Origin of the sequence: Nitrosospira multiformis ATCC 25196, assembly GCF_000196355.1 — a bacterium.
GTDB classification, from domain to species: Bacteria; Pseudomonadota; Gammaproteobacteria; order Burkholderiales; family Nitrosomonadaceae; genus Nitrosospira; species Nitrosospira multiformis.
Genome location: NC_007615.1, coordinates 1 through 18,871, shown reverse-complemented (window position 1 = coordinate 18,871; position 18,871 = coordinate 1). Strand labels below are relative to the sequence as shown.

At 49.5% G+C, this 18,871-nt stretch carries 19 protein-coding genes and 1 CRISPR repeat array; of the genes, 6 read left to right on the top strand and 13 right to left on the bottom strand.

Annotation, left to right across the window (positions count from 1 at the left end; all coding sequences use genetic code 11):
- Position 1: 1 nt before the first annotated feature.
- Genes NMUL_RS14565 through NMUL_RS14555 form a run of 3 tightly spaced genes read right to left on the bottom strand, consistent with a single transcriptional unit; the run spans position 2 to position 2,097 of the window.
- Positions 2-1,042, bottom strand: coding sequence for a hypothetical protein (locus tag NMUL_RS14565; RefSeq protein WP_011382068.1), 1,041 nt, complete (start codon positions 1,040-1,042; stop codon positions 2-4).
- Positions 1,043-1,055: 13 nt separating this feature from the next.
- A complete protein-coding gene (locus NMUL_RS14560) occupies positions 1,056-1,409 on the bottom strand; it encodes a hypothetical protein (protein WP_011382067.1) in 354 nt (117 codons plus the stop codon).
- Complete coding sequence (locus tag NMUL_RS14555) at positions 1,402-2,097, bottom strand: ParA family protein (RefSeq protein ID WP_011382066.1); 696 nt, start codon at positions 2,095-2,097, stop codon at positions 1,402-1,404. The genes NMUL_RS14560 and NMUL_RS14555 overlap by 8 nt, the downstream gene beginning before the upstream one ends.
- A gap of 302 nt (positions 2,098-2,399) precedes the next feature.
- Between NMUL_RS14555 and NMUL_RS14550 the strand changes: the two genes are divergently transcribed.
- The 3 genes from NMUL_RS14550 to NMUL_RS15845 all read left to right on the top strand — a co-directional run bounded on the left by NMUL_RS14550 (position 2,400) and on the right by NMUL_RS15845 (position 8,544).
- Positions 2,400-3,065, top strand: coding sequence for a PEP-CTERM sorting domain-containing protein (locus NMUL_RS14550; RefSeq protein WP_011382065.1), 666 nt, complete (start codon positions 2,400-2,402; stop codon positions 3,063-3,065).
- 110 nt (positions 3,066-3,175) lie between these two features.
- Entirely contained in the window at positions 3,176-7,975 is a 4,800-nt protein-coding gene (locus NMUL_RS14545; RefSeq protein WP_011382064.1) for an RHS repeat-associated core domain-containing protein, read from the top strand.
- A gap of 65 nt (positions 7,976-8,040) precedes the next feature.
- The gene (locus NMUL_RS15845; protein WP_146063224.1) at positions 8,041-8,544 is read left to right on the top strand and encodes a hypothetical protein; all 504 of its coding nucleotides are present in this window, start codon (positions 8,041-8,043) and stop codon (positions 8,542-8,544) included.
- Between the two features lie 311 nt (positions 8,545-8,855).
- Here the strand turns inward: NMUL_RS15845 and NMUL_RS14540 are convergent, their stop codons facing one another.
- Positions 8,856-9,827, bottom strand: coding sequence for a tyrosine-type recombinase/integrase (locus NMUL_RS14540; RefSeq protein ID WP_011382063.1), 972 nt, complete (start codon positions 9,825-9,827; stop codon positions 8,856-8,858).
- A gap of 207 nt (positions 9,828-10,034) precedes the next feature.
- Between NMUL_RS14540 and NMUL_RS14535 the strand changes: the two genes are divergently transcribed.
- On the top strand, positions 10,035-11,468 hold the full coding sequence (locus NMUL_RS14535; protein WP_011382062.1) for a hypothetical protein: 1,434 nt from the start codon (positions 10,035-10,037) through the stop codon (positions 11,466-11,468).
- A gap of 22 nt (positions 11,469-11,490) precedes the next feature.
- On the opposite strand, the gene NMUL_RS14530 is transcribed toward NMUL_RS14535, so the two are convergent.
- The 3 genes from NMUL_RS14530 to NMUL_RS14520 all read right to left on the bottom strand — a co-directional run bounded on the left by NMUL_RS14530 (position 11,491) and on the right by NMUL_RS14520 (position 12,701).
- A complete protein-coding gene (locus NMUL_RS14530; RefSeq protein WP_011382061.1) occupies positions 11,491-11,862 on the bottom strand; it encodes a helix-turn-helix domain-containing protein in 372 nt (123 codons plus the stop codon).
- A 102-nt stretch (positions 11,863-11,964) separates the two neighbouring features.
- Positions 11,965-12,318, bottom strand: coding sequence for a helix-turn-helix domain-containing protein (locus NMUL_RS14525; protein WP_011382060.1), 354 nt, complete (start codon positions 12,316-12,318; stop codon positions 11,965-11,967).
- A complete protein-coding gene (locus tag NMUL_RS14520; RefSeq protein WP_011382059.1) occupies positions 12,315-12,701 on the bottom strand; it encodes a type II toxin-antitoxin system RelE/ParE family toxin in 387 nt (128 codons plus the stop codon). Before NMUL_RS14520 ends, NMUL_RS14525 begins: the two co-directional genes overlap by 4 nt.
- Before the next feature lie 296 nt (positions 12,702-12,997).
- On the opposite strand from NMUL_RS14520, the gene NMUL_RS14515 reads away from it, so the two are divergent.
- Both NMUL_RS14515 and NMUL_RS14510 read left to right on the top strand, forming a co-directional pair.
- Positions 12,998-13,243 (top strand): type II toxin-antitoxin system Phd/YefM family antitoxin, encoded by a 246-nt coding sequence (locus NMUL_RS14515; RefSeq protein ID WP_011382058.1) that lies wholly within the window; start codon positions 12,998-13,000, stop codon positions 13,241-13,243.
- Positions 13,240-13,584 (top strand): type II toxin-antitoxin system RelE/ParE family toxin, encoded by a 345-nt coding sequence (locus NMUL_RS14510; RefSeq protein ID WP_011382057.1) that lies wholly within the window; start codon positions 13,240-13,242, stop codon positions 13,582-13,584. Before NMUL_RS14515 ends, NMUL_RS14510 begins: the two co-directional genes overlap by 4 nt.
- A gap of 99 nt (positions 13,585-13,683) precedes the next feature.
- On the opposite strand, the gene NMUL_RS14505 is transcribed toward NMUL_RS14510, so the two are convergent.
- From NMUL_RS14505 to NMUL_RS14480, 6 genes are read right to left on the bottom strand one after another with little or no spacing between them, the layout of a single operon-like run.
- Entirely contained in the window at positions 13,684-14,271 is a 588-nt protein-coding gene (locus NMUL_RS14505; RefSeq protein WP_011382056.1) for a hypothetical protein, read from the bottom strand.
- The gene (locus NMUL_RS14500) at positions 14,268-15,806 is read right to left on the bottom strand and encodes a type IV secretory system conjugative DNA transfer family protein (RefSeq protein WP_011382055.1); all 1,539 of its coding nucleotides are present in this window, start codon (positions 15,804-15,806) and stop codon (positions 14,268-14,270) included. The genes NMUL_RS14505 and NMUL_RS14500 overlap by 4 nt, the downstream gene beginning before the upstream one ends.
- Before the next feature lie 11 nt (positions 15,807-15,817).
- Positions 15,818-16,051 carry a hypothetical protein gene (locus NMUL_RS14495; protein WP_146063223.1) on the bottom strand — a complete coding sequence of 78 codons (234 nt, stop codon included), beginning with the start codon at positions 16,049-16,051 and terminating at the stop codon, positions 15,818-15,820.
- A 33-nt stretch (positions 16,052-16,084) separates the two neighbouring features.
- Positions 16,085-16,501 (bottom strand): hypothetical protein, encoded by a 417-nt coding sequence (locus NMUL_RS14490; RefSeq protein ID WP_011382054.1) that lies wholly within the window; start codon positions 16,499-16,501, stop codon positions 16,085-16,087.
- Between the two features lie 2 nt (positions 16,502-16,503).
- Positions 16,504-17,643 (bottom strand): relaxase/mobilization nuclease domain-containing protein, encoded by a 1,140-nt coding sequence (locus NMUL_RS15090; RefSeq protein WP_167535604.1) that lies wholly within the window; start codon positions 17,641-17,643, stop codon positions 16,504-16,506.
- Positions 17,644-17,683: 40 nt separating this feature from the next.
- Positions 17,684-18,022, bottom strand: a complete 339-nt coding sequence (locus tag NMUL_RS14480; protein WP_011382052.1) for a plasmid mobilization protein — start codon at positions 18,020-18,022, stop codon at positions 17,684-17,686.
- A gap of 576 nt (positions 18,023-18,598) precedes the next feature.
- Positions 18,599-18,868: a CRISPR direct-repeat array (repeat unit 25 nt; unit sequence AATTGGGAGCCAAACCTCGGACTTT).
- Between the last annotated feature and the right edge of the window lie 3 nt (positions 18,869-18,871).

Below are 18,871 nucleotides of genomic sequence, written 5' to 3'. Positions count from 1 at the left end.
GCTACTTATCCACAGGCATACTCAGCTCTGCATCGCTTGCCCGTTTATTAGCTGCTTTTTGTTCCCCGATAAAATCTGAACCGGCGTAGAGCGTATATTTAATATCGATAACTTTGCGGCCTTCTTTTCGTTCATCGGTTTCATATCTCATCAGAATCCCGCATTTTTGTAACTCTTCCAGAGAAGATATAACTTTTTTTCGATTGTCGGTTTCTCGGCCTTGCTGTAGTAAGCCGCTCGATTGCTCAATATCGGAATACATGAAATGGTATTCATTTATGAAACTGGCTTGGCGGAAGCGGTTAATTAACCGTTTGTAAATCCAACGCGCCAACTGCTCGTTGCAGCTCATCAGGCGGTTATAGTTGAACTGGCGGTATTCGAGCTGGTTAATGGCGTGGGATATAAACAGTGGCAATCGCGCTATATGGTGGGAGTCGGTATCGGCGATATACTCCTTGCGGTCTACTGTCACCAGGTCCTGAAGTATGGCGCCACTCCAAAGCTCTTTTCCATCCTTGTAAAAGGCTATGTTGCATTTATTCATGACCTCGATGGCGCGTTTAATCTCCTTATAGCTGCGGCTTCGGCCCCTGGTCATGAGTTCGCGGTAAAGCATGCTTAATGAAAATTTGACCCAGCTTTCAGAATTTTGCGGATCGTGAGTACCGTAATGCTTGTCGGTAAAAATCTTTTTCAGGGCTTCTTCTACAAGCTCCTCAGTCACGCTTGGAAAATACGCTTTAAAATTTCCGTCCTCTTCTTCTATCAGGGCTGGCTGTATTTTTACCGCGCATGGCAGGCCGTTATAGGAATATTCCCATTTGTAAGGCTTTGCCAGCCCGTCTGCTGTCCGCAGTTTTTCTACCTGCTTGGGGGTGAAAAAATATTTTGGGATGCAGTCCCATAGTTCAATCGTATTTGATACTGAATTGGGTTCATTAGTGACAAACAGCGAGAACAGGTCATATTGAAGGCTTTTTATAGGCGCGCGAGGGGGTACTGCTGAGGGTACTGCTACGAGCGTTTTCTTTTTTGGCATTTCCTTTATCCTTTCACTTCACAATTTCTCTATAGCGCTGTAACAAATCGCTTTGCCCTTCCTTTTCAAGTAGGGCAAGCAAGGCTCTTTCAAAAACTGTTTTATCGTGAACATGCAAACGTTCACCCAAATCCTGAAAAAGCTCCTTTATCCCATCACGGACTTTCAGATTCAACTGGATTTTGTAGGGGCTTACTGGTTTGCGGCGGCGGATTCGGGGTTCGCGGCTGATAAACCCGCTTTGCTCCGCCGACTGCTTGATGGCGTATTTTTCTTCCTCGCTATCGTGCCGCGTGTGTGTTTTTGGGGTGAAGACGGTTAAATCGAGATCCTCGCCCAAGTCCAGGCCCGCGCGTTCCTTACCCATGTGCGCTAATCCTTTCCTGCTTCTGCCCTTCTTTCAGCCTGGCTATAACCTCCTTAGCCAGCTCGCGGACATTCTGAGCTGCCTTCTCAATGCCGGAAACCTCTTTCGGATTCAAATCATTTACGGTGCCGCCGAAAGAGCGCATAGCGCGAAAGGCTTCACGGTCAATGAGGCTGGTTGTAAAAATATGCACTCCCGCCGCTTCAAACTCGCCCATGATATGGCGTAGCGTTCGCGGGGTAATGGCCGGATTGGTACGGGTCATCAGAACAGAAAAATTGATGGGGCGTTGCAGGAGTTTAGATTGCCGCTTGATAAGCTTGATGGTTTTTGCTGCTTCATCGGCATCATCCTGTGAACCCTGACACAGGGTAATAACCAGATCAGCGCGGCTTATGGCGCTTGCTACCGCCATGCTTGCCGTTCCTTCCAGGTCAACCAGGACAAAAGCGGTTTTTGCCTCGGCCTCCTCGATGTCTTCAATAATGCTTTCTTCGTTTGTATTCTCCACAAGAGAGATATTCGCAGGGCAGCCCAGTTTTAATGCCCATTTCGCGCTGTGCTGGTTGGGGTCGGCATCAATAAGCGTGACTGCTGCCCCCTGTCTTGCAAATTCGGATGCCAGAATGATTGCGGCAGTGGTTTTTCCCGCCCCGCCCTTACTGGAAGCAAAAACTATGGTTGGCATGATAAAGTTCCTTATAACTGTTTGGATATCTAAATAGCTAGATAGCTATCCACAGCATAAATGTTTCTTAATAGCTATCTAGCTATTTATAATATTTAGATAGCTATCTAATGTCAAACTCAATATGGAATGTTGAAAAATTGCATTAGCTAGAATGAGAAAAACCTTATAGATTCTTACGCTTTTTTAAGAAACAAAATTGCGTCACTATTGACCCAATCAGTTAATAAAAAATTCGACAAGGAGAAGCTGAAACAGGCGTATACTCAAACTCTAGAATAAGAGTTTGGAGGAGAATAATAATGTTTTCCAAAATCGCTTTTACTGCCACCCTCCTGCTTTCCCAGATTTCCCTTGCTTCTGCCGCCATCGTCAATTTCGATGATCTTGACGCTTCAGGCGGCGATCTGGTTCTGGATACCCTGAGCCCTTATCAGGGTTTCACCTGGACTAATTTCTCGGCCTATACGAGCATTCCCGGCTTTCCCGGATTCAATAACGGCATTGTCTCCCCCGATAATGCCGCCTATAGCGGGGGTGAGTCGTTCGGCCCGATCGTTACTCCCGTTATCGGCAAAATAGAAGCCGACGATCCCTTCGACTTTGTTAGCGCTTATCTGGGTTCCGGCTATTACGATGATCTGAGCCTCACGGTGCAGGGCAGGCTGAATGGAACTTTGCTGTTCACAACAACCCTGACCCTCGATACGGCTGCTCCCCTGTTTGTAAACTTTGGCTTCACCGGCATCAACGAACTGAATTTCTTCGCGGCTGCAACTGGCTCCACAACGGACCCGTTCCAGTGCGGCACAGTGAACTGCACGCAATTCACACTGGATAACCTGACCTTCGCACCAGGTTCGACCACGCCACCGCCCAACCCGCTACCTGAGCCTTCAAGCCTCGCCTTGCTCTGTTTGGGAGGGGCGGGAGCGTGGGCTCTGCGCCGCAGGAAAGTCAAGGCATGAGTATTACCGGCAACAAGGTTTCAAAAGGTTTCAGCATGACGATGTAGATCAGGCCGCCTCCCTGTTTCAAGGATGCGGTCGGAATTCCAGACATTCTTTCAGGAGAACGCATGGCTCGCCTCTGGTCCAGTATGGCCGTTTCCCGTTTCATTCCCTCTCTTTTTGCCACGCTGCTTTTGCTGGCAAGCCCTCTCCTCCATGCCGCCCCTCCAGAAAACCCCGCGCCTCTTCCGCTTCTCAAGGTGGATGGATTCGAGGAGCCTCTGGTTCCCATGTATGGAACCACGCCGAAGGAAGACCGGGCCCTCGCGGAAGCCATCTCCACCCATCGCAGCCAGTCGTCTTTTGAAGATCTGGCCGTATTCGAGACTTTCCTTAAAGAGTATCCGCGCTCGGGATGGAATGTCGGGATTCTCGCCAATCTGGGGCTTGCCTATTACCGCCAGGGCTATTTCTCCAGGGCGATAAATGCGTGGGAGCGGGCCTGGCAGACGGAAAGAACTCGTCCCGCCGATAATCCTATGGGCAAGATGCTGGCAGACCGCGCCATGGGGGAGCTGATGCGCATGCACTCCCGCCTGGGACATGCGGACGAGCTTGAAAAACTGCTTGCCGATATCAAGGACCGGCCCATCAGCGGTCCCGCCACGGAATTGATCACGGACGCTCATGAAAGCCTGTGGATGTTCCGAAACGAGTACGACAAGGCTTACCTTTGCGGTCCCATGGCGCTCAAGAGTCTGCTGGTCTCGGCCCAGGCCGATCCGGCAAAAATCGCCATCATGGATGCGGCGCGCTCAGGTCCGCATGGCTACACGCTTGCCCAGGTATCGGAGCTGGCAAGCAAGGCCAACGTACCTCATCGGCTGATTTTCCGTGCTCCCGGACAGCCCATCCCCGTCCCCTCAGTGGTGAACTGGAAACTGAATCATTATGCTGCCATCATCGGTGAGCAGAACGGCCTCTACCATGTCCAGGATCCCACCTTCGCAAGCGGGGATGCCTGGCTCACCAAGGAGGCCATCGATGCGGAGGCAAGCGGGTATTTCCTGGTTCCGGCTGGAACCCAGAAAGTTGCGTCCTGGCGTATGGCCACTCCTGAAGAGGCAAGGCGTATCTATGGAATGGGACAGACAAGTGTTAATCAGCCCGGTACGACACAGAAGCTTGATAGCAACTTGACCTGCTCCAATCCAAAAGGCCCTGTTCCTCTCACTGGCTCCGCAGCGTCACCACCAGCCATGTGTGTAGTGAACGCTAAAATGATGCTGGTGAGCCTGAACTTAAGCGACGTTCCGGTCGGGTACCAGCCGCCGAAGGGGCCTTCCGCCAAAATCAGCCTGACCTACAATCAGCGCGAAGCCAGCCAGCCAGCCAATTTCAGCTTTTTCAATATCAGCCCCAAATGGACACTGAACGTGCTGTCCTGGGTTCAGGATACTCCCGACTCGCCGGGCCGCTCAGTTCTGCGCTATGCGGCAGGCGGGGGATCGGTGGATTATTCGATCGGCTACAGCTATTCAACGGCATCCGGCGCGTTCTCGCCTGAACGTCAGGGTCAGGCAGTGCTGGTTCGCATACCCGCCACCGGTCCCGCCACTTCCTATGAATTGCGCATGCCCGATGGAAGCAAGCAGGTATTCGCCCAGAGCGATGGCGCAACCGTATACCCGCGCCGCATGTTCTTAAGCCAAATAATCGATCCTTCGGGTAACGCGCTAACGTTCAATTATGACAATCAGTTGCGCCTGGTATCGCTCACGGATGCCACTGGCCGCAACACCATCTTCAGTTATGAGTTCCCTGCCAATCCCCTGCTCGTAACCGGAATAACCGATCCATTCGGACGCCGTGCCGAACTGACATACGACACAAACAGACGTCTCGCCTCGATCACCGATGTGATCGGCATTACTTCCTCCTTCAAATACGATACGGGGGGGCTCATCAATGAAATGACGACACCCTATGGTACCCATCATTTCACCTATGGGCAGAACATCTATGAAAACTCACGCTTCTTGGAAATGACCGATCCGATGGGTTTTACCGAACGACTGGAATTCCGGCATTTTGCTTCCGGCATACCCAATGGTGATCCTGTGGCTCCGGCTGGCATGGGGATACTGAACGGTTTTCTTTACTACCGTAATACTTTCCACTGGGACAAGCATCTTTATGCTATCACTCATACCGATTACACCCAAGCCCGAATCATTCACTGGCTCCATAACCCGGCTGGACAGACCTCGCCGATCATAGAAAGCAGCAAACAGCCCCTTGAGCGCCGCGTCTGGAATACCTACCCGGGACAAGGTAATTCCATCATGGAAGGAACTGCCGGGACACCGATAGCAATCGGCCGAGTATTAGATGACGGCTCCACGCAAGCAAGAAGATTTACCTATAACAGCATCGGCAAGCCGCTCACAGCCATAGATCCTACAGGACGCAAGACTTCCTTTACCTACGCTTCCAATGACATCGATCTTACTTCCATCCAGCAGACCACGGGCAGCGGCCAGGCCACGCTGGCGGCCTTCACCTACAACAGCCAGCACCTTCCCCTGACTGCGACCGATGCGGCGGGAAAGACAACTTCCTATACCTACAACTCGGATGGCCAGGTAACGGGCGTGACCGACGCGCTCGGGCAGACCACGCGCTATGCCTATGATGGGCTGGGACGGCTGATATCGATCACCAACCCGGATAACGCGGTGCAGCACAGCTTCACCTATGACGCCTTCGACCGCGTTGCCACCGCCACCGATTCGGAAGGCCACACCCTGGCCTATGAATACGACGCCCTCGACCGGGTTACGCAAATCCTCTATCCCGATGGAACCAGCACGCTGAATACCTATGACCTGCTCGACCTGGTAGAAACAAAAGATAGGATGGGGAGGGCCACGAGCTACAGCTATGACGCCAACCGGCGCATGACCTCGATGACCGATCCTGCGGGTCAGACCACCAGTTACAGCTATTACCGTAACGGGGTGTTGCGCAGCATCACCGACGGCAACGGGAACATGACGCGCTGGGATATCGATATCCAGAGCCGCCCCATTGCCAAGGTTTATGCCGACGATTCCAGGGAAACCTATGCCTATGACAGCGCAAGCCGCCTGATAAGCGTAACCGACGCTTTGGGACAGACCAGGCAGTATGGCTATACGAAGGACGACCGGCTCGCGGCGCTGAGTTATGCCAATGCTATAAGTCCCACACCGGGCGTAAGCTTCGCCTACGACCCCTATTTCCCGCGCAGAACCACCATGACCGATGGGGCGGGAACCACCCAGTTCCAGTATGGCGCTGTCGGCTCCCTGGGGGCGCTCAAGCTGACAGGTGAGAACGGGCCTTATACCAATGACGAGATTTCCTACCAGTACGATGCATTGGGGCGGATGACCAGCCGCAAGGTGGATACGATAACCGAGTCCTTTGCCTATGACAGGCTCGACCGCGTCACCCAGCATACCAATCCGCTGGGCTCCTTCAATTTCAGCTATCTGGGTCAGACTGGGCAGCTTTTAAGCCAGCAGGCCGGGGCTGTGGGAACGCAGTGGGGCTATGAGGACAACACCCATGACCGCCGCCTGAAGTCGATCACGAACAGCGGTCTGGCGCGCGGTTTCCACTATGCCACCACCCCGGAAAACCAGATTTCCACTCTGACGGAAACTGCGGGGGGAGCAGCGCAGAAGAGCTGGCACTACGCCTATGATGGCGCTGACCGCCTCCTCTCCGCCCAGCCTTCATCCGGGGGAAGCTTCAGCTATGGTTATGACGCCGCTGACAACCTGACTTCCCTCAATGGCGCGTTGACGCATTACAACACCGTCAACCAATTGACGAGTTTTAACAGTGAAAGCTTCAGTTACGACGCCAACGGCAATCTGAAGGATGACGGAGTCCGCACCTATCAGTGGGATGCCGAAAACCGTCTGCTCTCCATCAGCTACAAGAACGATCCCAGCAAGGCGACCACGTTCCGCTACGATGGCATGGGGCGGCGGCTGGCTATTGTCGAAAATAATGGAGGAGCAATAACAGAAACCCGTCATCTCTGGTGCGGCGCTACGCTGTGCCAGGCCAGAACGGCAGGCGATGTGGTCACACGCCGCTATTACCCGCAAGGCATGGCAATTCCGCAGGGCGGCACTCTGCTTTATTACGGCACTGACCATCTAGGCTCGGTGCGGGACGTGATGGCGGCCCAGAATGGGGCCAAGGTGGCAAGCTACGACTATGATCCTTATGGAAACCAGATAGCGGGGAGTGGGCGGATTTCAGTTGACTTTCGCTATGCGGGGATGTTCTATCATCAGCAGAGCGGATTGTACCTGACGAATTTCCGGGCCTATGACCCGAAAACGGCGAAGTGGCTATCGCGTGACCCGATTGGAGAAAAAGGAGGATTAAATCTTTATGGGTATGTGGGAGGAAATCCAATTAATATGATTGATCCTTTAGGTCTGAGGGCACTTCCTTGGATACTTGGCGGGGCCAGTTCTGACATAGCAACCCCGGATCCGAGCGATATAGCCTGGCAGAAGTGGGCTGGTTGGGCTATTTTAATCACTGGAGCAACGATATATGACGCGTGCTCAGGAAACTCAGAATCCAAAACGGCTCAGAATAAAACTGCTCAACCACCTATTTGCCCCCCCTGTAATCCACCTCAGGGAACCCAATGTTATGAACCCGACACTGGACACACACATAATGGGTGGGATCCACACTATCATATTTGGAGTCGTGGACAAAATCCTAACACTTGTCAATGCTATTGGAATAGAGGGAGTGGATCGAAAGGAACAACTCAATTTCCCCCGGTAGCTCCAGTAGGAAAAGAAGAAATAAAAGATTGTGGCAATTATACAACTTGGCCTCACCAATAATGATGAGGAATCGAAGAATAAGTTTGGGATTCGATCTAAGAATTTCTCTGGATTTGAATAATCACATGCAAATCAGTGGCGACCCAAATATTTGGCCTCGCCCTCCCCTAGTTGATGATCTTATACAAAATAACGCTCATGCTTTAAGTAATCCTCTAACACTTGCGACGCATATTGAAGACCTTATAAATACTTGTCGATCAAATCATATTTCTATAGATCAATTAAGTCTTATTTCGTTGACATGTTTAGAAATAAATACTATTGCCCTTAGAGAACACTATGGGTTTGGATGGTTTGAGGAGCAGCCTTCGGAAACTGCCCTTATAAATATGGGATGGCGACTAATGGGATTCGACATCCTAGATTTACGTGGTTTAATTAGCGGCCTAAGTGGGTGTGGTAAAATAAGTGAAATACCCTTCTTTCAAAATTACCTGAGTAAAACAATAAATAAATTTGGTTTATTTAAAACTTATAGATCAGCCTCAGAATTTTCTGAAGTTCGTGGGCTTCAAATATATAACCATGCCCCCTTTATTCCTATTGGAATCTTAATTAAGAATTAAGCTTACAGCATCCTCCCCTTTACCACCGGCTCTTCCTCCACCTTGCCCGTGATATATCGATCTTTTCACCTTCTCAATGTGCGCTCAAGCCGAGCTATCAAGCAGCCTCGTTCTGACCGTTTAAAGCCGGCGCAAGGTCGAACCATTAGAGCATCAAATAAACATTCGTCGCTGTAGCCTACGAATTGTTAAGCAGAAAGCGAAATGTCCGTCGCTTATGATCGCGACGGCCTAGATAGGTGCAAACAATTAGAGCCGCTGGCCGCCTTTCCTGGCCGTACTACACACCCGTCACCCCATAACAGAGAATTTTAATAACTAACCTTAAACGTCGGACTATCCTCGGGTCGGCTCCTGCGGTGGTCATAAATGCGGGTAGTGGAGATATTGGCATGGCCCAGCCATTCCTGCACTTTGGAAATATCGGCCTGATGGTCCAGGGCGTTAGTCGCAGCGGTAGCCCGCAAGGAGTGCGGGCCAATTTCAAAACCAAGGTTTGAAGAATATTCGCGTACCAGCTTATAAACCCCGTCGGGCGTAAGGGCCTTGCTTGAAACCCCAGCGCAGTTATTACTGACGGGGTGGAAAAGGGGAGCTGAATCTTCCGCGCCATGTCCCGCTGCTTCCAGATACTCGGTGATGAGAGTGCTGGCGGCAGGGTGTAACGGGATATAACGGGTCTTGCCGCCTTTACCCAGGACCCGCAAGTGACGGACCCCACGCCGTTCATGCCTGAAATCCTTGACGGTGAGCCTGCATAGCTCGTCGCGCCGCAGCGCATGGTAGAGCAGGGTAGCAAGCAAGGCACGGTCACGCTTGCCCTTGAGTGAGAGACTATGCGGAGCATCGAGCAGCGCACGCGCCTGGTGATCGCCAAGAGCCGGAGTTTTACCTTCATAGCTTTCCACCGGGGGACGCTTCACCCCCTTCACAGGATTATGGGTTACCGCGTTTCTTTCGCATAAATACTCGAACAGAGAGGATAAAGCGGCGAGACGGTGGCGGATGGTCGTTCCACTTAAAGAGCGTTTAACCAGCTCGTCGCGCCAGGCAATTACATGCGCACGGGTTACGCTACGGAATTCATCAGGCCGGGTGATGTCAGTAAAGCCCATAAAATCCTTTAGCGCATTGTTGTAAGCGCGGCGGGTTGCATCATTCGGAAGGTTGGCGAACCATTCAATTTCAGGGGGTATGTCGGCGAGGCGCTGATAGGCAACGGCAGTAAGCCGCCGATTAGTAGCAGGCAGGGCATTTTGGGAATCGGGGTTTTGAGTTGTCATTGGGTAAATCTACTATTGATAACGTATTTTATCAATAGTAGATTTACCGCGACTCAACAGAACTTCAATACCCATACTCAGCGACAGGTGTACCTAAGTCCAATTGCTTGCTCAGCCGTAAAACTTACAATCTAAACGGCTCCTCTCAATAGCAGATTGTTTTAATGCGGCGAAATAAGTTTTCGCTCAATTCTATTTAGCGAAATTATGGCATCTTTCTCAAATCCCCTTCTTTTCTCCAAACATTTCAAAATTGCGCCGGATGAACTTGCAAAGGCAGGATTGATCGACCCCTTTCTGACGGTTGATACGCGCTTGTTCATTGATCCCATCTTGCTTGATAAATGCTCAAACAAGATCATTAGTGAGGAAGCGTACAAAGCATTTAGGAAATATTTTGAAAATGTAATTAGACTGCTTGCCATTTCTAAGAAGGAGGGGGATGCAGCTTGGAGGGCTGCCCAGAATCAATTTAACCTTCGCGAAGCTCCTGCAAATGGCCTTGGTTATGGAAGGAGCGACCGTCCTGGCACTTCCCGCCCTGAAGAAATTCGTAACGCGATTCTTCGAACAGCTAAAGAAATTATTGAGCTTGGCTCTCAAGATCCTGAGATGATTTCACTTATGGGCTTTTTTGAAGAAAAAGTCGGCGCAGATACTATCAGTGACCTAACTTCCAGAATAATTGAGCCACAGCTCGCGAAGCTCACCCATGAATTTTGCACACCTCTGGGTATTACGTTAAAGACGTCAGATACCTCTCCTGATATCCCATTACCCCATTACACCTCTGCAAATGGAAAAGAGCGGGCGATTGTGCTTGTGCCCGCTGATATTGTTCGGGAGTTACCAATGGCTAATGATTGGTCGGATATTGAGGCAGCAATAGACGCTAACGCTGCCATCCGAGCACGGGTAAATCATCTCCTGGCAGGTATTACTCGCCCAAAAGTTGATGATCTCAAAAAGGCTGTCCGTGAAGCAGCACTTCAATCCAAAGAACTTTTCGAAGCCTTTATTGCCGCCATTAAAGAGAATGCGGCATATTATGATCCGAACAGTGATGTTCTAGGCTACTACACATTGAGGAGGATACTTGGTAGCAAAGAATATGAACTTAAATCCAATAAAAAATATGAAATTGAGAAGGGTATCGATGAAATCCATCGTGTCGTAAACGACACAATGGATATGTTCAAGCATCATGTAGAAAAGGGCAATCTCTGGGAGGCCCTTTGGATAGACGATAAACCGAAGAAGGAACGCGCAGCCCAGCTAATTTACTTTGCAATTACCGACTGCTTCTGTAAAGCCAATGATATTGACATTTCACCGGAAGCTAATATGGGTGGAGGACCAATCGATTTTAAATATTCTAAGGGTTATAGTGCCCGTGTTCTTGTTGAAATGAAACGCTCATCGGGCACTGTCGTACATGGGTACAAAGAACAGCTTGAGATTTATAAGGACGCGTCACGCACCAGCCATGGTGTCTTCGTGGTGCTTGACTATGGCGATTTAGGTAAAAAACTTACGACCATACAAGCAATACGTGATGCACTCCTGGAGAGTGGAGAACCAGCCTCAGAGATTGTTGTGATCGATGCTACGCAAAAAATTTCTGCAAGCAAGAGAAAATAGTTTCATCTTGCAGAATCCACCCTTATTGCACCGGTGCCTGCGGCTGCGAACCTTCTATAGTGAGTGGGTGGTCTACAAGGTCACTCAGCACATTCAGCCTGATAGGGGGTTCGTTTGGCAGCTCAACGGTGAGATTGAGTTTTCCGCCAACAGCTTCCACATACTGACGCAAGGTAGAAAGCAGCATGTCAGACCCTTTCTCCAGGCGGGAGACATTGGATTGAGGCATTCCCAGCTCCTGCGATACTCCGGCTTGTGTCAGCCCAGCTTCCTTGCGTAGTTCCTGTAAGGTCAGATATTCCGCTTCCAGCTTGCGGGTACGCGCCTCGATCTGTGCCTTACGGTCAGATGGCAGGCTGTTCCATATTTCCTGAAAAATAAGTCCTTTGGTCATTCCCGTTCCTCCTTCAAGCGGGTTAAATGGCCGTCAAGGGGTGGACAGTGAAGCGGTTTTTGCCGACTGTTAAAATGGTACGTTCACCCCACCCTTAAGAAATTAAGCCGTAACGTTGACGTCCATTCCTAGATGGATGGTATTACGGCGGGAAGTTTTTTTACCTTGCTCCCGGATGACAATGTCAATCTCACAACCAAGCCGGGTCAACAGCCGCATCAGGCGTTCTACGGATATATCGCGGAAATGTCCCTTGAGCAGGCGTGACACATCTGGTTGACTAAGCCCCATACGTTTGGCTGCAACGGTTTGTGTCATTTTTTGTTCGTTGATAACTTCCTGAATACGGTTCACCAGTCCAGCTTTAAGCAGATGTGTTTCAGCGTCGGCATAACCAAGGTCTGCAAAAAGGTTTTCGGAACCGCGCACAATGGTGTTTTCAATATCTTGAGTCATGATATTTTTCCTTTTTCAAGTTGAAGCCTGTAATCGGCTTCCGCTGCTTTGAATCTTTGTTCAATCAGTTTCATGTCTTCAGCAGGTGTTTTAATTCCACTTTTCGATTTCTTTTGAAAAGCGTGCAGCACATAGATGGCCGTTGCGAATTTCACCGTATAAACAGCGCGAAACGTATCTCCCATCTCATTAGTCACAATTTCAAGAACACCGGCTCCCCCAAACCCCTGAAGCGGTTTAGCACTGAGGCTTTTGCCACCTATTTGAGCTTGGTGTAGCGCATAGCCCATTTCATCTTTGACCGCATCAGGAAACGCGCGGAAATCCCTGAAACTTGAGCCGACCCACTCCACAGGTTTTATTGTTTTTCTTACATCCTGCATCTTTATAATATGGCGGAACTAACATAAAATGTCAAGGAGAGTTTATCTCCTGCTAAATTTTGAAGCTCATATAAAAACAAAGACTAGCTTCCAAGGGCTGGCCTTTGTGATGATTTCTCACCCTTGATAGCAACCTCGCTCAAGGCCACGTATTTCGTCTTCACCCGATTGTATCCGATTCGTAGTGTCAGCAATCCAGCTCCAGCTCGTCGATAATCCTATCCTCCAAAATTTTTTGCTTGCATCAATAGATATAATAGCTATTATGGCTATAAGAGCTATTTATGGGGTTTTATATGAAAGCTATTGCTGCCAAAGAGGCAAAAAATAATTTTGGAGAAATGCTGGACACCGTTCAGCGGGAACCACTTACCATTGAAAAACATGGGCGAGCTGTTGCCGTGGTTATGTCAGCCCGGGAATACCAACAGATGAAACTTGAAAGGTTGCAGGCGAAACTGGCTGTAGGTGAGGGACAGCTAAACAGGGGGGAAGGGGTGGACGGCGAAGCAGTTTTTGCCGAACTGTTAAGTGAAGCATGAAACGTTACATCCTCTCGCCGGCCGCAAAAACCGATATCACCAACATACGTAAATACACGATCCAGAAATGGGGAAAATCCCAAGCCGACAAGTACACCCTGGAACTTCGCGAACGGATGCGCTGGCTGGCAGACAACCCCATGCTGGGACGGGCAAGAGATGAAGTAAAGGAAGGCTACCGCAGTTTCAAGGAAGGCAGCCACATAATATTTTACCGGGTAGTTGAAAGCACAATAGAGATTATTGGCATTCCGCACCAGAATATGGATATTGAACAGAATCTGGAAGAGGAAATTCTCCTTTTCACAAATATTGCGGATGGTGGGTTTGAAGGGGATTGAAAGCGAAAGTTAGGAACCAAGGATAGAGACTTTTCCACGGGGCCGCTCGCAGCCCCCTATATAGGGCAAGAGCGTGCGGCGCGGTGGGAAAGTCCTGCTTTATTTATTTTCCCTGGCTGGATTCTGCTTCTGTTCCAGTAATGATTTGCAGTAACCGGGAAGATTCCGGTTTATCTGCGCTGCTACTGCCGCGCTCCTGGGTACTGACTGGCAGTGGCTGACAATATAATCCTTTGGAGTATGGCTTCGGCTTTTGCCACGACGGAAGAGATTAACCGCCAATCCGGGAAAGTTGTGCAGAAACAGGTAGCAAAACCACAGGGTAAAAGGAATAAAAAAGACACCCAACACCAGGTCATAAAGAAGCCGGTCGCTTTCGCGGGGAGTCTTAAGAAGAATGTAAAGCGAAATCAGCCATAGAAAAACCGCAGCGACTATTTGCGATTTACGCCTGGGCTTAAGCTGTTTTCCACCGATAGCATCCCATTCGCCCTGGAATTTCTTATAAGCCGTGACGCGCTGGTTAGCGCGAAAAGAATAAATAGCGAGAGCGAATAAAGAGGCGATAACCAGGGGGTTTTGCGGTATCCCCTGTGACCAGTCAAATATCACCGCCCCTAGCGCAATCAGCAGCAGAGCGCATATAGCATTGCTACCTATCAGAAAGATAAAAGGATGGGGTTTCATTGTCTGAAAGTAACATGCAGCGTATTGCCGCCTTTAGCGCCGATTGCGTTCTGAAAATGGCCCCCCACCTTAAACCACAGGGCGGAAACCTGATTGCCATGTTTTTTGCCTCCTGACTTAAGATTGCTGGCAAAAAACATTGGCTGAACCAGATAATCCATCTGCTCGCTAGCACCGGTGCTGAAGGTTTCGGTTCTTCCCATACCTATATTGCTCCCGATATTTTCCCCGCTTCCACCTGATTTACCGTAACCGCTATTTCCGCGCGTATGGCCGGAGGTTTCACTGCTACCCTGGCTCAAACCCTCCGACTGGCTGGTTCCGGTGCTCCTGCCCGTTGTGTTGCGGAGCTGGAGCGCGCGCCCAATCATCTCGGATGCGAAGTGGTTGGTTCGGTTGCAGGCATTTTGGTGAAATATCTGGGTATTGAATTTTCCTACCAGCCCGTCAGCGGCATCGCTTTTATCCCTACCAAAAACCGCGTAGTAACTGGGCAGGGTCTGAGTCAGAAATACCACGCAGGCTCTGGAGCCGCGGCAGGTTGATAAAAACTGGTCGTCCTTCAGATTCGTAAAATACTGCGCCTCATCCGCCCAGAGAAATACGGGGCGTTCATGCTGGGTTTTATCCAGCCCATTGCGTGATTCAACCGCCCGCTGCCACATGAATTTGAAAAGCTGCTGGCCGATAATGCCATCTTCATTCCAGGTCAGGGCTGGCATGTTCATGATGATGATTGCCCCATGAAAGGTCATTTCAGGAACTATGTCCGTATTCCCGCAAAACGACTTTTGCAGGCTCCCATGCCGGAAGCGGTCAAGCCGGGTGGACAGGGAAATCACCATATTGCCCCTGGTTTTTTCAGGAATAGCCGGATATTGCGTGGACCAGTAGTGAAGCAAGGATTGCCTGGCATTCTCCTCTATCGGCACTTTCGGATTTTCTATGACACGGCGCAAGGTCCGGGCGTAATAGCTCTCAGCTACCCAATTATCATCAGCCAGTTGCTCGGGTTTTGTAGAGGCGGAGCTGACAAAGTAAATGATGTCACTGACTGTTACCCTGGCGTAAGCTGAATAAATGGCGGGTATGGTGTAATTGAGGATCTGGCGGATAGCATCGACCCAAAACTGGTCGGATGTTCCTCCATGCCTGCCGGTGGCCTGGTCGGCGGCTTCCAGTACCCGCAACAAACACTCGGTAACGTTGCTGATGCCCTTTGTTCCCTGTCGTGCCAGCTCGTAGTCAATGAAGTTGAATCCCCCGTTTTCATCGAACAGGATTACTGACCTGCGCCGTCCATGCTGGTTAGCGTAATCAAGCCAGAGATTCACTTCCTCGGGCTTGGCGCATAGCACCAGGCCCCCCATGCCGGCACGCAAATAAGCGCCGGCGAGAGTTTTTCCTGAACCGCTGGTTTTACCGGAGCCTATTCCTCCGAAAATATGAACGCCATTACAGGCATCGCGCAGGGTGAAAGAGTCTTTTGCTGAGAGATTCAGTAGTGGAGTATCCAGGCTGCTTGCAAAGGACATGGCCGCTCCTGCTAACGGTCAATGTCATTTCCTGGAGCAATCTCTTCTTTTTCAGCGGGGGCATTACGTTGCGCCTGCTGCACATAGGACTCCCAAGTGTCAATTGCATTGCTGGAACCTGCTTCCGGTGATGAGGTTGTTACAGTACGACCGAACCACCCTTCCTCAACAACTTTTTCCCGTATGTCATTAATTGCCCCGGTTACTCCAGCAACAAACTCTTCCATAAGGCTATCTTTTTTCACTTTTTTTCTCCTTTTTCTGTAGTCTTTCCTGCTTTATCTGCCAATAACTGCTATGGTTATGCTGCTGACAAAGGGCTTGTTCCTGTCACCATGTTCTATAAATTTATCAGAGCTATATTCCTGGATAAACTCGCAGGTATGCAGTTTTAGCGCTTCTACAACAGGACGCAGGTTTTTGCCGGTAATAGTTACTGTTATTCCACTGACAGTGAGGAAAATCTCGCTGTAATCGCTGAGTTTGTAGGTAATATTGGTAATGTAGTTGTAGGGCAGGCTATGCCCCATATCGCTGCTGGGGCAGCGGATATCGAGACGCAGCACCTTATCCTTGGCCGCGAAAGCTTCGTAAGGTTGACGCGCAGGACGGTTAATAACAAGGTCGGGAGCTGCTTTCTCCTGACTTGCCTGAGCCATGCCCTGTTTGCGGAACTCATCGAAGGAATCAATCATGGTTACCTTTCCCTTTCATGTCCGTCACGCTCATGATTTTCAGGGCCGGTATCAAAGCGCCTGACAAATTCCTGCCATTTGTCCTTGGCCATGTCCAGGATTTCTTTTGCTGTTTCTATAGCCCAATCCCGCATTGCCTGACTGACTACAGGCCGTTGCCACCAGGTAAGGCCGTCATTCATGTGAAGTTCACCATTATTTTCCTGCATGGTTTTTGTAACCATTGATGAAAATTCATTCAGGCTGGCAGGTGGAGGATTGTTGTTGCCCTGTATTGCCTCTTTGTATTCATAAATATTGGCTGGCTGTCGTACCGCGCTTGCCGGAGGTGTTGCCTGCGCTTGTGGTTCCGCTTGCTCAGGCAGGGTTGTTTCCTGTCGCTTTTTTGCCAGCTCATTAGCCAGGGGCAGGCTGTCTATGTCAAGGTCGGAAAGGCGCGCCTTAATTTCCTTCGTGCTTGCACCGTCAATCTGACGGGCCAGTTTCTGGATATCGCCCTGCATGTCAACAATCACCAAGCCGCCTCGCCGTCCCTGGGCAAGGGTTAAACCGTGGGTTTCAAGAGCTGCTGCGAAAGCCTTACCACTATCTGCCTGCTTATAAGCTTCAGTAACCCTTCCGGCATAGCTCTGCTTTTCGTCCCGGTATTTGGTGGGGTTGCCCTGCTCGCGTTTATGCACGTTTTCTACCCGCTGGTCACAATATATCCCGTGGGTGCGTTCATACTCCAAGGCCCAACTTTGCAATTCCCGTTTGTCGTAACTAGGTATATTGCGTTTGCCGGTTTCCTGGTCAGTGAGATTAACCACGATATGTAAATGCGCGTGTTGCGTATCATTATGGGCAACCATGAGATATTGGTGCTTATCCAGCCCTAGCTGTTCAAGGGTTGCTTTTGCTTCCGTCTTTTGCTGCTCAGGGTTGGGATTTTCACCATGTGCCCATGACAGAGAATAATGATATACCGCGCCTGCCGTAGCCTGACGGCCTGCTAAGCTACCTTGGTTATCCCGTTTCAATTGTTCAGAATTCATATCAGTGTAGGCCATTACCTTGGCTGCCTCTTTTGGGTCATTAGTAAGTAGGTTGCCCGTTTCCCACCACGCTACCCGTTCTGCGCTAGTAGCATCCTTATCATGCATAAGATAAGAGACTACTCCCTTAAAGCTATGCCCTCGGCGGTTAATCTTGACTATCATCGATAAATCTCATCACCACGGTTTGAACATCGTTTAAAACCTCCCGAAGTTTCTCCCTGTCATGGCCACCATGAATATGTGCCATGCGCGTCAACTGGTTCAGGTTATTTCCAATCCCTAAGAGCTGACGCACTATTGGCCCATTGCCGGTTTTCTGCTGTATGACAACTTTTCCAGATAATGCTGCCTTGCGAAGATATTTGCTGGTGGAGCCTCCTGCCTGATTTGCCCTTTCTCTGATGTGTAAAAGCTCATCATCGGATAAGCGAATACTTATCCGATGGGGACGTTTTTGTGCTTGCTCTTTTTTCGGTCGAGGCATTGAAGCACTTCCTCTTAATGCGAAGTGTTAGGGCTATGGGGGATGCAACGGGGGAAAGCGCAGCACTTCCCCCTTGCCAAGATGGAAATTGGTAGACAAACGCTTTTTTGTCGGACATTTCCACATCTTGCTACTCTTCTTTATGGTTGTCAAAGAAATTAGTAATTCGCGTTTTAGTTAGTGATATGACTGACAGTTTTGGGGATTGTGTGCTGATGATTGGACCGGAAATTTGATGGTAAGGAAAAGCTCATTTTCAAATGCCTTGTTAAACGCAAAATAAAGCCCATAGGAGCGTTTTTTATTCTTGTCTGTAGGGGTTGGTGCTTCAGCTTCTTTTTATAGCGTCAGAATGGCTTTATTTTGATTCCTAGAGAGTTTGCTGGCAGTGAGATTGTTTCTTTCTTGTTAAGCTATAGTTGTTCAATGAAAATTGATGGTGTCACTTTTGAGGTTATCCACAATGGGTATTACAAGACTAATATATTTATATGATTAAAAGAAGAAAAGAATAGGGAGTTATCCACAGGTAAAATATTTTTATTATTCAAATTCTTATAGAAATTTTTTGGTTTTAATTGGGAGCCAAACCTCGGACTTTGAGGTAAAAACTACCTGTGAAGAGTTGAATTGGGAGCCAAACCTCGGACTTTTAACCTGTTTTATCCACATTAAAAAGTGAATTGGGAGCCAAACCTCGGACATGTGGGAGCCAAACCTCGGACTTTGGAGTGAAAATCAGGGTAATTTTTTAAAAAAATCACCCTGTAAAATCGAACTGGGAGCCAAACCTCGGACTTATTGGGAGCCAAACCTCGGACATGTGGGAGCCAAACCTCGGACTTTGGA

Coding starts and splice junctions, on each gene's coding strand:
- NMUL_RS14530 (WP_011382061.1), bottom strand. CDS start 11,862: ATGACCAAAGGACTTATTTTTCAGGAAATATGGAACAGCCTGCCATCT.
- NMUL_RS15090 (WP_167535604.1), bottom strand. CDS start 17,643: ATGCATGATAAGGATGCTACTAGCGCAGAACGGGTAGCGTGGTGGGAA.
- NMUL_RS14520 (WP_011382059.1), bottom strand. CDS start 12,701: ATGCAGGATGTAAGAAAAACAATAAAACCTGTGGAGTGGGTCGGCTCA.
- NMUL_RS14555 (WP_011382066.1), bottom strand. CDS start 2,097: ATGCCAACCATAGTTTTTGCTTCCAGTAAGGGCGGGGCGGGAAAAACC.
- NMUL_RS14480 (WP_011382052.1), bottom strand. CDS start 18,022: ATGCCTCGACCGAAAAAAGAGCAAGCACAAAAACGTCCCCATCGGATA.
- NMUL_RS14515 (WP_011382058.1), top strand. CDS start 12,998: ATGAAAGCTATTGCTGCCAAAGAGGCAAAAAATAATTTTGGAGAAATG.
- NMUL_RS14535 (WP_011382062.1), top strand. CDS start 10,035: ATGGCATCTTTCTCAAATCCCCTTCTTTTCTCCAAACATTTCAAAATT.
- NMUL_RS14545 (WP_011382064.1), top strand. CDS start 3,176: ATGGCTCGCCTCTGGTCCAGTATGGCCGTTTCCCGTTTCATTCCCTCT.
- NMUL_RS14510 (WP_011382057.1), top strand. CDS start 13,240: ATGAAACGTTACATCCTCTCGCCGGCCGCAAAAACCGATATCACCAAC.
- NMUL_RS14490 (WP_011382054.1), bottom strand. CDS start 16,501: ATGATTGATTCCTTCGATGAGTTCCGCAAACAGGGCATGGCTCAGGCA.
- NMUL_RS14540 (WP_011382063.1), bottom strand. CDS start 9,827: ATGACAACTCAAAACCCCGATTCCCAAAATGCCCTGCCTGCTACTAAT.
- NMUL_RS14505 (WP_011382056.1), bottom strand. CDS start 14,271: ATGAAACCCCATCCTTTTATCTTTCTGATAGGTAGCAATGCTATATGC.
- NMUL_RS14565 (WP_011382068.1), bottom strand. CDS start 1,042: ATGCCAAAAAAGAAAACGCTCGTAGCAGTACCCTCAGCAGTACCCCCT.
- NMUL_RS14550 (WP_011382065.1), top strand. CDS start 2,400: ATGTTTTCCAAAATCGCTTTTACTGCCACCCTCCTGCTTTCCCAGATT.
- NMUL_RS15845 (WP_146063224.1), top strand. CDS start 8,041: ATGCAAATCAGTGGCGACCCAAATATTTGGCCTCGCCCTCCCCTAGTT.
- NMUL_RS14560 (WP_011382067.1), bottom strand. CDS start 1,409: ATGGGTAAGGAACGCGCGGGCCTGGACTTGGGCGAGGATCTCGATTTA.
- NMUL_RS14525 (WP_011382060.1), bottom strand. CDS start 12,318: ATGACTCAAGATATTGAAAACACCATTGTGCGCGGTTCCGAAAACCTT.
- NMUL_RS14500 (WP_011382055.1), bottom strand. CDS start 15,806: ATGTCCTTTGCAAGCAGCCTGGATACTCCACTACTGAATCTCTCAGCA.